The following is a 12,155-nucleotide window of genomic DNA, read 5'->3' as shown; positions in this document are numbered from 1 at the left end:
TGCAAAATGGGATCTCAACCCGATTCCCCGGCTTTGTCACTGGCAAAGCGAATCACGGCTCGTTTGGAAAAGGAGAAGTTGCTTGATGTAACGCGCGTCGATAAGTTCGTTGATTCTCTCGCCTCGGGAAAGCTGCGTGAAGGCGATTGGAAGCTAGCCGTGGAGGCTGTGCCAAAATCAACCAGAAAATCAACCAAGAAGAGATGCCTCCCATGCTGAAACTTAAGTCACTCACCTTCGAAGCGCTGCGCGGCGCTACACAACCCTTTGAGCTGAAATTCGAAACCGGGAAAAAGATCGCCATCGTTTTTGGCGAGAACGGTTCAGGCAAGAGTACTATTTGCGACGCCCTTGATTTGCTGGGAAACGGCGGCCTCGGTTCACTTGAGGGCAAGGGGCTCTCGTCTACTACAAAGTACTGGCATTCGACTACGCGCAAGGCCACAGATATAAGAATTACGCTGACCTCCACTGCCGACAGTTGGTCCGCGCAGGTTATCAAAGGTAATTGCGTAGTTGAACCCGCTGACACGCGCCCCAGGGTGAAGATCCTTCGGCGCCATCAGATACTTAATCTGCTCGCTGGCCGGCCTGCGGATCGCTATCAAGCCCTGCGACCCTTTCTTGCAATTGAATCGTTGGATGAAAGCGAACGATCGTTGCGCGATTTAATAAACTCGACGAAAAGACGCCTGGCAGAGGCTGGAGCCAGAATCGGTGAAAATGTGGAAACCTTAGAGAACGTTTGGAAACAAGCTGGCTCACCGGGTTCGGATCTTTTGAAATGGGCGGAGGCTGAAGCGCAGCGCGAAGTAGCACATTTGAACAACGCAATATCGACGATTCAAGAGTACCAGCGGATCACTACAGCGTTCGCGTCTAGAATGGCTGATCTGTCTACCCAAACTGACGCAGACTCAGTTGCGCGCGCGACGCTGGAGAAAGCAGAAACGGATCTTGCCGCAGCCCTCGCGAACGCGGAAGATGGCAGCGAGGAATTAACTCAGCTGCTACAGGCGGCAAGTCATTATTTTGAACGGCACCAGAATCCCGAGGCTTGCCCGCTGTGCCAAAGCCGCGAATTTGCAGACGGGTTGCCGCAATCGGTTGAATCAACACTAAAAGTAATGGGAACTGTTCGGCGCACTCTGGAAAGCAGGAAGGCGGCGGAACGGGCCCGCGAAACCGCAGCCTCGCGATTGGAAGGCGCAACCGCAGCGGCTCGACTCTCTGCCGATCAGCTTCGCGCGCTTTGCGTGACGTGGCCGAAAGATTTGCCTCCGGCAACGGATGTTCTTCAGGTTCAGGCGGGCAAGACCGGTTGGTCACAAGAGGAATTAAGACGTCTAATTGACTCAGCAACAGAATTTCGCGCGGCTGTTGAATCAGAATTGAGCAGCCGCACGCAAATGAAAACGCTCTTGCGGACGGTGCGCGACGCGCTGGATCAATACAAACACAATATTCTACAGAAGACCGAGTTGGACTCGTTGCTTCCCCGCCTCGAGAAGACGAACGGGATGTTTGTGTCTGAACGACGGGCATTTGTGGACGAGGTGCTCACTAAAATCGCTTCGCGGGTAGGCGAGCTTTACGAAGAAATCCATCCCGGTGAAGGCCTAAGCAAGATTAGCCTGCAACTGGATCCGGTGAAGCGGGCGTCGCTCGATGTCGTTTCGGAGTTTCCCGGCGCAACCGCTCCGCCACCAGCGGCTTATTTGAGCGAGTCGCATCTGGACACCTTGGGAATTGCGATTTTCCTCGCGCTGGCAGAACTAGAGAATCCCAGCGACACCGTCCTTGTGTTGGATGACGTAGTCGCGAGCATGGATGAGCCGCATGTGGATCGCATCATAAACATGCTCTATGACGTGTCGCAGAATTTCGCCCACTGCGTATTAACGACGCACTATCAGCCATGGCGTGAGAAGTTTCGCTGGGGCAAACTGCAGAAGGGCGAGTGCCAATTTGTTGAGTTGGGGCCGTGGACTATTATTGCCGGGATTGTAACGTCTAAAACAACGCCGCGTATTGAAGTGCTGCGATCACATGTGCGGAAAACTCCACCCGAGCCCGCCGACATTTGCGCCTGTGCCGGCGTGTTTCTCGAAAAGATCTTGAATTTTCTCGCCGATCAGTATGAGTGCTCGGTGCCGCGCCGCCGCGGCAAGCCGGCATTGCGCGATTTGATTCAGTCAATCAATAAGAAACTTCGGGGAGTGTTACGCGTAGAGTTGCACGATGGCGCGCTCTCCTCCGGATCCGTAGCGCCTGTGGTGCACCTCGGTCCGGTGTTAGAGAAACTAGAGAAGTTTGCTAACGTTCGGAACGTAATCGGTTGCCATTTCGATGAAATCTCTTTTCATCTCAACTCGGCCGACGCAGTGGAATTCGGCGAGATGGTTTTGCAACTCGCCGAGGCGTTGCTCCATCCCGACCACGGCTGGCCTGCTTCGGACAAATCAGGTGAGTACTGGTCAAACAGCGGAAAGTCGCGGCGCCTTTACCCGCTTAAGCAACCGTCATAGACATGAACGCCAAAAAACAGAAATTGGAACTGACATGGATTGGTAAGGAGAACCGGCCGCGGCTGGAGCCGCGGATTCTGGTCGAAGACCCGGAGCTTTCTTATCATGCGCCGCATCGAGTTACTGAGAATGACATCTTCGATAATCGGTTGATCTTTGGTGACAACTTGCTTGCGCTAAAAGCGCTCGAACAAGAATTTCTAGGCCAAATCAAATGTATCTACATCGATCCACCTTTCAATACGCAGCAAGCTTTCGAACACTATGATGATACGACGGAACACTCGGACTGGCTCCGACTGATGAGGGATCGTCTGGTGCTTCTTCGCAGATTAATGACGAAGGACGGCACGTTGTTCGTCCACATCGACGACAATGAGCTCGGTTATTTGATCGTTCTTCTCGACGAGGTGTTCGGCAGAACCAATCGACTTTATACGGTGACCTTCAAGCAAGGTTCGGCTACCGGCCACAAAGCCATAAATCCTGGCTGTGTGAACACAACTAATTTCGTATTGATTTATGCGAAGGACAAGTCGTGTTGGCAACCTAACCGAGTTTATACCGCTAGAGAACGGGACGAGCGCTATGGTCAATTTATTGAGAACATTGACCGGCCGTATTCCGAATGGAGAATAACAACGCTCATGAGGGCCTTTGCCGCAGCGCATCGGTTGCCTGAAAAAGAGGCGCGCGCGTTAATCAAAACTAGGCCGGAGGCTCTCGATGACTTTGTGGTGAGGAACGCTCGTAGCATAACGCAACTCGCGAGGCCGAGCTATGAGAGCGTCAGCGCGGAAGCTCGAAAGCTTATCGATCATTCGAGCAAGCAACCACAGAGTATCCTTCGACTGCAACGTGAGGGTTATTCGGATATTTATTTAAAAGGCGGCAAGCGCATTCTTTTTTACGCTGATAAGTTAAAGAAAATTGACGGGCAGTGGGTTGCAGGCGAGCCCCTCACCACACTCTGGGACGATATTCTATCGAATAATCTCCATGCTGAAGGAGGAGTTGAGTTCCCAAAGGGCAAAAAACCGGAGGGTCTGGTCAAGCGGGTCCTGGAACTCACAACTAATGAAGGTGATTGGGTCTTAGACTCCTTCGGGGGCTCTGGAACAACTGGCGCGGCAGCTCACAAAATGCAGCGGAAGTGGATCATGGTGGAACTTGGCGATCATGCCCACACACATATTATTCCACGGTTGCAACGGGTTGTTAACGGTGCTGATTCGAGCGGCATTACGAATGCGGTCAATTGGAAAGGCGGCGGCGGATTTCGCTATTACAAACTTGCGCCATCGCTCCTGGAAAAAGACAAGTGGGGCAACTGGGTTATCAACAAAGAATACAACGCAGCGATGTTGGCTGAGGCTTTGTGCAAGCTGGAAGGATTCACCTACTCGCCGAGCGATTCCGTCTATTGGCATCACGGTCATTCAACTGAGCGCGACTTTATCTATGTCACGACCGCGCATTTGACGCACGATCAGTTGCAGCAACTCTCGGACGAAGTGGGAACAGATCGCACGCTGCTGGTGCTGTGCACTGCGTTTCGCGCGCGAGCGGATCAGTTACCAAACCTAACAGTGAAGAAAATTCCTAAAGCTGTCCTTTCGCGTTGTGAGTGGGGCCATGATAATTACAGCCTGCAGGTAGAGAATCTCCCTCAAGCGCCACCTGAATCAGGTCAAGCGGACCTGTTTGCGGCTGAATCAACATAGAAAATCTCAAATGACGATTGAATTTTGGTTTTGGAGAAACTCGCGACGAAGTTGCAGGATCTTTCTTAAGTCGAACGAACTAAAATGAATCGACACGTTAACAGCATCGCCGGCCGGTTAAGCCTGCGACCTCCGCAACGGCAGTCACTGGAGATTCTCGATCGCATTACGGAGATTGCGCCGCCAAAGAAGGATGCGGACATTGCGGCGGCCATCGAGGCTATTACGAGCGAGTTTCCTTCGGTTACTGATTTCGAGCGAGAGTTCCCATCCGTTTGCTTTGCCCTAGCGACAGGTGTTGGCAAGACCCGCCTGATGGGTGCCTTCATCAGTTATCTCCACCTCGCGCATGGCCTCAATAACTTCTTCGTGCTTGCGCCAAATCTGACCATCTACGACAAGCTAATTACTGATTTCACCCCTAACACGCCCAAATACGTCTTCACAGGCATCGCTGAGTTTGCGGTCGACGCTCCAACGATCATTACCGGCGACAATTATGAAGGCATGGCCGGTACACTTTTCGATCAATTGCATCGATGCAAGATAAACATCTTCAACATCTCGAAGATCAACTCTGAAGTGCGTGGTGGTAAGTCTCCCCGCATAAAGCGGCTGTCGGAATACATCGGCGAAAGCTATTTCCAGTATCTCGCCGAGTTGCCCGACTTGGTCTTACTCATGGACGAGTCGCATCGCTATCGTGCGTCAGCTGGAGTTAGAGCGATTAATGAATTAAAGCCTGTTTTAGGCCTCGAGCTCACAGCCACTCCTTTTGTCGAAAGCGCACGCGGAACTGTTGCTTTTAAGAACGTGATCTTCGATTACGCTCTCGGTCGCGCGATGGCTGACGGGTTTGTAAAAGAGCCCGCCGTTATAACGCGTAAGAACTTTGATCCGAAAGGTATGTCGCAGGAGGAGATTGAAAAGCTCAAGCTTGAAGACGGAGTCCGTTTACACGAGAGTGTGAAGGTTGAATTAGAGACCTACGCGCGGGAATCCGCCAGGGAATTCGTTAAGCCATTCCTGCTGGTGATCGCGCGCGATACTACGCACGCTGCGCAACTCTTTCAGATGATTGAATCAGAAGAGTTCTTTAAAGGACGTTACAAAGGAAAGGCAATCCAGGTAGATTCCAGCAAAACCGGAAAAGAAGAAGATGAGATGGTTGAGCGGCTTTTAAAGGTAGAGCATACCGACGAGCCAACAGAGATCGTTATTCACGTGAACATGCTCAAAGAGGGTTGGGACGTTACTAATCTCTATACGATTGTTCCGTTGAGAGCTGCGAATGCGAGAACACTTGTCGAACAGTCAATTGGCCGTGGGTTGCGTCTGCCCTATGGGAAGCGCACAGGAGTAATTGCCGTCGACCAGTTAAGTATTGTCGTGCACGACAAGTTTCAGGAGATTGTCGATGACTCACGCCGTCCCGATTCGCCGATTCAATTGCGAGCGTTGGTCCTGGATGGGAATGAACTTGAGAGCAGAACAGTAACAGTGGTGTCACAGACGCAACTCGCAATCGATCTCGGATTTGTTCCGCAGAAACAAACTTCAAGCACTCTCATTATTCCAACAAGCCAGCCGCCGGTGTTTACCAAACCGGAAGACCAAAAGGTAGCGCAGCTTACATATCAGGTTATCAAGCAGCTTGAGAACCAGCCTCAGAAATTGCCGTCGGTGACACATCTCACGAAGCCAGATATTCAGAAAGAAATCGTGCGCATTGTCACCGAACAATACGCTCCGCCGCAGATGGGCCTTGAAGGGGTTGTCGAAACACCCGACATCGGGGCGATCGTTGCGAAGACGACGGAAGTGACAGTGAACCGGACGATTGATATCCCGCGAATTGTCGTCGTGCCAAAACAGGAAGTGAAATCGGGCTTTAAGCCTTTCAAGTTGGAGTTGTCGAATATCAACTATCAGCCGGTATCAAATGACCTCTGGTCACAGGAATTACGAACAGGAAAGCTCCGGCTTATCAAGCTCGGCAAAGGTGGAATTGATGAACTCAGGCTCGAAGATTTTGTGGTAGCGGGCCTTATCGACTTCGACGACGTTGCTTACGAAGACAATGCCGATTTGCTGTATGACTTGGCCTCGCAAATGGTGGAGCGCCTTCAGAGCTATTTGAGTGATGAAGAAGATGTGAGACGGATATTGCGTGTCTACCAGACAGAAATCGCGCGTCTGATCCATGCGCAGATGCAAGACCATTACTGGGAAGAAGAAGTTGATTATGAAGTGAAGATCAACAAGGGCTTCTCAGAGTTGAAAGACAAAGCCTACACCCAAGCCGCAGGCGAGTTGCCGATCGATTTTCGGCAATCGCCGAAAGATAAGAGCAACATGTCGCGTTACCTGTTTACCGGATTCAGTCGGAGCCTTTACCCACAAGAGAAGTTTCAGTCAGAAGCCGAACGAATCATGTCAGTAATACTTGAGCGCGAGTCCGAACGTTGGTTCAAACCGGCGCGCGGACAGTTTCAGATGTTCTACAAGTGGCGAACAGAAAACCCTGAATATCAACCGGATTTCGTCGCCGACACTGCTGAGATGATTTACATGATCGAACCGAAGATGAAAAGCCAGATGAAGGACCCGGAAGTTCTGGCGAAGCGCGATGCGGCCGTCGCTTGGTGCAAGCATGCAAGTGATTACGCCTCTTCCCACGGTGGGAAGCCGTGGCGCTATCTTCTCATTCCACATGATGCGATTTCTGAAAACATGACAGTCCAGGGCCTTGCCGCTCGCTTCGCCGTTTCCTAGAAGGATCAACTTCAAAACTCAACTTATGCGGTCCTCAGTCCAATTTCTTCACCGGAGATACTCTCATGGATGTAAACAAACTCACCCTCGACAAAGTATTCGATCCGACCGTTAGGCTCGAAGCCCCGCTGTTCCAAAGACCGTACGTTTGGAACCAGAAAAAGAACTGGGAGCCTCTTTGGGAAGCAATCCAACATATCGCCGACAAACGTGTCGCAGGAGTTAAGGTTCGTCCGCACTTCCTAGGTACCGTTGTCTTGGATCAATTAAAGACCTCCACGGGATCCCTTTACGCCCGACAGATTATTGATGGACAACAGCGACTTACTACCCTACAGATCGCTCTCGCGGCAATCCGAGATCTCTGCGGAGTGAGCGGACAAGAGAATTTTAAAAAGGCGTTCACGAAACTAACCGACAACGACACGCCTCTCAGCGACGATCCGGATGATGTTTTCAAGGTTTGGCCGACAAATGCTGATCGCTCTGCATTTAGATCAGTGATGAGCGCAGGATCTCCCGGCAAGGTAGGGCGGACGCCGGCTGGAGAGAGCGGCGAGCAACTAATTCCAGAGGCCTACCTTTATTTTTCGGACGCTATTCTTGATTGGCTGGGAGGCCCACCATGGGAAGAGGAGTATGCGAAGCGAGTACGAGCACTCTACGAGACTCTGAAAGATCAATTGAATCTTGTAGTGATCGATCTTGATCAGGACGACGATGCCCAGGAGATATTCCAGACCCTCAACGCACTAGGCACGCCTTTGCTGCCTACGGATTTGGTGAAGAACTTCCTATTCCACCGAGCGGAGGGTGAGAATCTTAATACTGAAAAACTATATGACCTCCATTGGGAGCACTTCGATAGTGAAAGAAGCTTCTGGCGTAAAGAGGTCGGACAAGGCAGATTCAAACGTCCACGCCTCGATTGGTTTCTGCAACACTACCTGACTCTGGTAATGGGAGAAGAGGCGGTCACTAGTCAGCTCTTTTCCAGCTTTCGCGAGTACGTCATCGCCGGAGGGCGCTCGTCGTCAGAATACCTCGAGGAATTTGAGGCTTACTCAGGAATATACAAGAGCTTTGAGGAGTTTCCGAAAGAAACATGGGCTGGTTTGTTTTTCTACCGCCTTCGCGAGCTGGATACAAGCACGGTTTTCCCATTGTTGCTGGAAGTATTTAAAACCCATCCTGAGCCAGAAAACGAAAGCGAGCTTCGGCAAATCTGCTCAGACCTGGAATCGTTTCTTATCCGCCGAGCGGTTTGTCAGTTAACGCCGAAAAACTACAACCGCTTCTTTGTCGATGTCATTCACAAGCTGCGCCATCAGCAAGATTTTTCAGCCGCAGCCATTAGATCAATCTTGCTCGAACAAACCGTCGACACTTCAAGATGGCCTAACGACGATGAGTTTAGAACCGCTTGGATGACGACCTCCTTCTATGGAAAACATCGACGGACGCGTGTCATCCTTGAGGCGCTCGATGCAGCGTCGCAAACCGAGAAAACCGAAAAAATCGCAATCAAGGAGAAGCTAACAATCGAGCATCTGATGCCAAGACACTGGGAGCACTACTGGCCGTTGCCAAGCGAAAGCGATCCCGACACCCGGAATTCCTTCCTGCACAAGATTGGCAATCTTACTTTGTTAACCAGGCGACTGAATCCGGCAGTCTCTAACGCCGCATGGAATGTGAAGAGAAAAGAAATAATCAAGCACAGTGCGATTGCGCTGAATCGCCAGTTTCACGAGTTTCCTGAGTGGAATGAAGGTCTCATTAGCGCTCGAACTGAAGAGTTGCTCGTGTTGGCAAATCAGATATGGCCGCGACCTGATGCCTAGCATTTTTTAGGATTTCGGGGGGAGGAGAAGCAAATGCTGAAAAGAAAGAAAAAGGGCTTAGGGCTCGAAGCCAAGACGTTTCAGGGCAAAGACGGAAACTCGTATCTTGTGTTTCGCAGTTTGGATGGGTCCTATCATGCCTTTGTCGAGGTTGAGGCAAAACAAGCTGCCAGAGAATGCGGAGCGCCGGAAGGGCCGAACACAAGGAAGATGTGGGAACGACTGTGGGAAAAACGGTAGTGCCTAACCTCCATTTGAGAAATGTAAATGATTTACGAGCCTGATAACGATGCCGATTATCACGATTGGCTCGATACGAATCCGAGTGGATTCGTAATCAACTCCGACAAGCGGCGGACCAATCCGAACTATCCCATTATCCACGGAAGTTTGTGCTTTCATATCAATGATAAAAACTTGCCGAATTACACGACTGCGGAATACATGAAGAAATGTTCACTTGACCGAAGCGCACTTGAGGGATGGGCAAAAACAGATGGCCGCGGAATGAAGCTTTGCCAAGATTGCAAGCGGCGCGGACTTGTTTGAGAGAACTCTATGCGAGGGAGAAAAACGGCCAATGAAACGACGGTTGTTAGCCCTTAGTATTCGTCAACCTCACGCCGAACAGATTCTGCGCGGCAAAAAGAGTATTGAATATCGCAGCAAACCCACGAACAAGCGTGAGCGTGTTTACATTTATGCGGCGATGCGGCCCGCGCCGCCAAAATACTGGCGCGAGATTGGATTGAAGCTGGGGAGTTTGCCGACCGGCGTGTTGGTCGGAACAATCGAGATAGTTGATTGCTACCGGAAGGGTCCCGAGAATTATCACTGGCGCTTGGCGAAGCCGGTCAGGCTGAAGCGCGCACTCAAGCCAAAGAATCATCCGCAGCCGGCGTGGTTCAATCCGTTCTGATTTCCGAGCGAGCAGTCTTTTCGCAAAGAAGCAAATGCCTACTGATCTTATTCGGCTAATCAACAGCATTGGCAAGAGCACTTTCGTGCGTTATTACGAAAATTTCAGGGACTCCTTGCTCTCGAATCAAGATGTCATAGCGATTTTACCGGAAGAGTACACTTTGAAGTCTCGTATCTCCCGAACTACAAAGGCGCGGCGAATTTTTCGTGAAGGTTTGGAAGAGGAGGCTTTGGAAATTATTTCTGCTGCCCAAGGCGTTGATTCAGACACGGCCAATAGAGCTCAGGAACTTCTGCGAAAGCTCCGGCAATCAACGTGACTTTGCGCAGCTTCAAGGAAGTCCCTACCGGAGCCCCGGGTACCTACATCGCTTATGCAGACGTCAAGTAATCTTCAGGAGTGGTTTGGTGGGATCGATATCTATCTATTTGACCAGTTATTGAAGGGCAGGATTGTGCCGGGGATGCGGGTGCTCGATGCGGGGTGTGGCGCGGGTAGGAACCTTATCTATTTTCTCAGAAGTGGTTACGAAGTGTTTGGAGTTGATGAATCGGAACCGCACATTGCACAGGTAAGACAAATGGCGGCCACGCTGGCGCCGCATTTGCCGGCGGAGAATTTTCGCGTTGAGCCTGTTGAGAACATGTCGTGGAAGTCAGCACTCAGTGACCCACCCGCTAACGCAGGTGGTACTGACAAAACGGTCGAGAGACTATCCACAGATTACACAGATTACACAGAGGAGAAAGCGAAGCGCGAAAAGCCAAGCGCAAAGAAGGGCCCACTTGGTGTGCTTCGCACCCTCTCCCAACCTAAAGCTGCGCTCCCGCACCCCAGCCCTCTCCTAGGGGGAGAGGGAGAAGACACCATCGGGAGAGGCACAGAAGCAGGTGGTACTGACAGTTTTGATGTGGTGTTGAGTAGTGCCGTGCTTCACTTTGCGCGCGACGAAGAGCAGTGGCAGGCGATGGTGAACGAGATGTGGAGGGTGCTGAAACCGGGTGGAATGTTGTTCGCCCGGCTGGCGTCGACGATTGGCGTGGAAGATCAGATCAAGTTGATTGAGGGGAGACGTTATCATCTCCCGGATGGTTCGGATCGGTTTCTGGTAGACGCCGAGATGTTGCAGAGGGTGACGGCTGCGCTCGGCGGGGAGTTTCTTGAGCCGATTAAAACGACGGTGGTTGAGAACATGCGCGCGATGACGACGTGGGTCGTTCGAAAGCAGTGAGCAGTGAGCAGTGAGCTGTGAGCAGAAGGCAGTCTAACTACAGTGATGAGTGATGAGTGATGAGTGATGAGTGATGAGTCATGAGTGATGAGTGATGAGTGATAAGTAAAGGCTGACGGGGAAAAGACATTGAGTCGCGACGAGTGGCAAAAAGCTTTTAAGGAAGTCCTGCGGAGTCTGCGCGGCAAGAGAAGGCCCTCACTGGGCCGCAGGTTGATTGGGATTCTGCGGACCACGGCTTTGGCGTTGGCGCTTACGATAGCGTATCCGTTCCTGGGCGTTATGCCGATCCCGAATGTCGTGGTCGCCATTGTGCTGCTAGTGGTGGTCCTTTATGTGCTCCCTTTCGCGGTTCTCTACAACATCTTTCGTAGTGTCGTGCTCCCTTTTGAAAGGCGTATTGCCTGGCAAAAGCGCGTGTATCTGGTACTGGTCGGTTATCTCGCGATGATCCTCACTTACGGCGGGGTGTATTTCGCGATTGCCGGATCCGGCGACTACAGTCAAGCGGTCCATACCAATGTTGAATTTGAGTATCTTCTGGCGAGGGACTCGAGTTCAGTTTGGGAGCGGAAGTCGCGACAAGAGTTGATTGATTCCCTCCCGAACCAGCGACCATTTCTCGGCATCAATTACCCGCTGTATCTCGCCATTCACCAGGATCGCGTCGGCGATCTTGATCGGAAGTATTTGACTGCGGTCGAAATCCTGCATCGCTCGCGCGATGAGGTGGAAGCAAAGCCGCGACTCGATTCAGGCGCTTTCTGGAATTTGCTCGGCGAGTGTCTGCATTACAGCATTTCGCGAGCCGCGGGCGGAGGTTCGGGCGACATCGTCCCGACCACGGTTATGGCAAAACTAATCGCGGACAGCGAGGTGCTAATCTCGTGGGGCATCCTGGGATTTGGTCTCGGCCTGGTGATGGGTGATCGGCCGAAGGTGGAGGCAAGAGATAGGAAGCAGTAGGCAGGACGCAGAAGGCAGGAGGCAGAGGGCAGTAGGCAGAAGGCAGTGAGTAGTGAGCAGACGAAACAAAGTTTCGAGTTTGGAGTTTCGAGTCTCGAGTTTCGAGTTAAGTCCAAAGTCCAAAGTCCAAGACCAAGAGCCCAAAGCCCAAAGCCCAAAGTCCCA

General features: G+C 51.6%; 11 protein-coding genes. All 11 read left to right on the top strand.

Features of this window, described 5'->3' with window-relative positions:
- The first annotated feature begins 6 nt into the window (after positions 1-6).
- Positions 7-219 (top strand): hypothetical protein, encoded by a 213-nt coding sequence (locus VFX97_11975; protein HEX5703912.1) that lies wholly within the window; start codon positions 7-9, stop codon positions 217-219.
- Positions 213-2,528, top strand: coding sequence for an AAA family ATPase (locus tag VFX97_11970; GenBank protein ID HEX5703911.1), 2,316 nt, complete (start codon positions 213-215; stop codon positions 2,526-2,528). Before VFX97_11975 ends, VFX97_11970 begins: the two co-directional genes overlap by 7 nt.
- A gap of 2 nt (positions 2,529-2,530) precedes the next feature.
- The gene (locus VFX97_11965; GenBank protein ID HEX5703910.1) at positions 2,531-4,252 is read left to right on the top strand and encodes a site-specific DNA-methyltransferase; all 1,722 of its coding nucleotides are present in this window, start codon (positions 2,531-2,533) and stop codon (positions 4,250-4,252) included.
- Positions 4,253-4,336: 84 nt separating this feature from the next.
- Complete coding sequence (locus VFX97_11960) at positions 4,337-7,027, top strand: DEAD/DEAH box helicase family protein (protein ID HEX5703909.1); 2,691 nt, start codon at positions 4,337-4,339, stop codon at positions 7,025-7,027.
- 65 nt (positions 7,028-7,092) lie between these two features.
- Complete coding sequence (locus VFX97_11955) at positions 7,093-8,871, top strand: DUF262 domain-containing HNH endonuclease family protein (protein HEX5703908.1); 1,779 nt, start codon at positions 7,093-7,095, stop codon at positions 8,869-8,871.
- 33 nt (positions 8,872-8,904) lie between these two features.
- On the top strand, positions 8,905-9,111 hold the full coding sequence (locus VFX97_11950; protein ID HEX5703907.1) for a hypothetical protein: 207 nt from the start codon (positions 8,905-8,907) through the stop codon (positions 9,109-9,111).
- A gap of 27 nt (positions 9,112-9,138) precedes the next feature.
- Entirely contained in the window at positions 9,139-9,420 is a 282-nt protein-coding gene (locus VFX97_11945; GenBank protein HEX5703906.1) for a hypothetical protein, read from the top strand.
- A gap of 31 nt (positions 9,421-9,451) precedes the next feature.
- Positions 9,452-9,790: an ASCH domain-containing protein gene (locus VFX97_11940; protein HEX5703905.1), complete on the top strand. Its 339-nt coding sequence runs from the start codon at positions 9,452-9,454 to the stop codon at positions 9,788-9,790.
- Positions 9,791-9,824: 34 nt separating this feature from the next.
- On the top strand, positions 9,825-10,112 hold the full coding sequence (locus tag VFX97_11935; protein ID HEX5703904.1) for a hypothetical protein: 288 nt from the start codon (positions 9,825-9,827) through the stop codon (positions 10,110-10,112).
- A gap of 54 nt (positions 10,113-10,166) precedes the next feature.
- Positions 10,167-11,024 (top strand): class I SAM-dependent methyltransferase, encoded by an 858-nt coding sequence (locus VFX97_11930; GenBank protein HEX5703903.1) that lies wholly within the window; start codon positions 10,167-10,169, stop codon positions 11,022-11,024.
- A gap of 129 nt (positions 11,025-11,153) precedes the next feature.
- Complete coding sequence (locus VFX97_11925; GenBank protein HEX5703902.1) at positions 11,154-11,990, top strand: hypothetical protein; 837 nt, start codon at positions 11,154-11,156, stop codon at positions 11,988-11,990.
- Positions 11,991-12,155: the final 165 nt, after the last annotated feature.

The organism is Pyrinomonadaceae bacterium (assembly GCA_036277115.1).
Taxonomy (GTDB): domain Bacteria; phylum Acidobacteriota; class Blastocatellia; order Pyrinomonadales; family Pyrinomonadaceae; genus UBA11740.
Note: the sequence above shows the minus strand (reverse complement) of the source record. Positions and strands in the feature narration are given on the sequence as shown.

What these genes read in the sequence shown, in the direction of transcription:
- VFX97_11975 (HEX5703912.1), top strand. Translation starts at nt 7, where the DNA reads ATGGGATCTCAACCCGATTCCCCGGCTTTGTCACTGGCAAAGCGAATC.
- VFX97_11970 (HEX5703911.1), top strand. Translation starts at nt 213, where the DNA reads ATGCTGAAACTTAAGTCACTCACCTTCGAAGCGCTGCGCGGCGCTACA.
- VFX97_11965 (HEX5703910.1), top strand. Translation starts at nt 2,531, where the DNA reads ATGAACGCCAAAAAACAGAAATTGGAACTGACATGGATTGGTAAGGAG.
- VFX97_11960 (HEX5703909.1), top strand. Translation starts at nt 4,337, where the DNA reads ATGAATCGACACGTTAACAGCATCGCCGGCCGGTTAAGCCTGCGACCT.
- VFX97_11955 (HEX5703908.1), top strand. Translation starts at nt 7,093, where the DNA reads ATGGATGTAAACAAACTCACCCTCGACAAAGTATTCGATCCGACCGTT.
- VFX97_11950 (HEX5703907.1), top strand. Translation starts at nt 8,905, where the DNA reads ATGCTGAAAAGAAAGAAAAAGGGCTTAGGGCTCGAAGCCAAGACGTTT.
- VFX97_11945 (HEX5703906.1), top strand. Translation starts at nt 9,139, where the DNA reads ATGATTTACGAGCCTGATAACGATGCCGATTATCACGATTGGCTCGAT.
- VFX97_11940 (HEX5703905.1), top strand. Translation starts at nt 9,452, where the DNA reads ATGAAACGACGGTTGTTAGCCCTTAGTATTCGTCAACCTCACGCCGAA.
- VFX97_11935 (HEX5703904.1), top strand. Translation starts at nt 9,825, where the DNA reads ATGCCTACTGATCTTATTCGGCTAATCAACAGCATTGGCAAGAGCACT.
- VFX97_11930 (HEX5703903.1), top strand. Translation starts at nt 10,167, where the DNA reads ATGCAGACGTCAAGTAATCTTCAGGAGTGGTTTGGTGGGATCGATATC.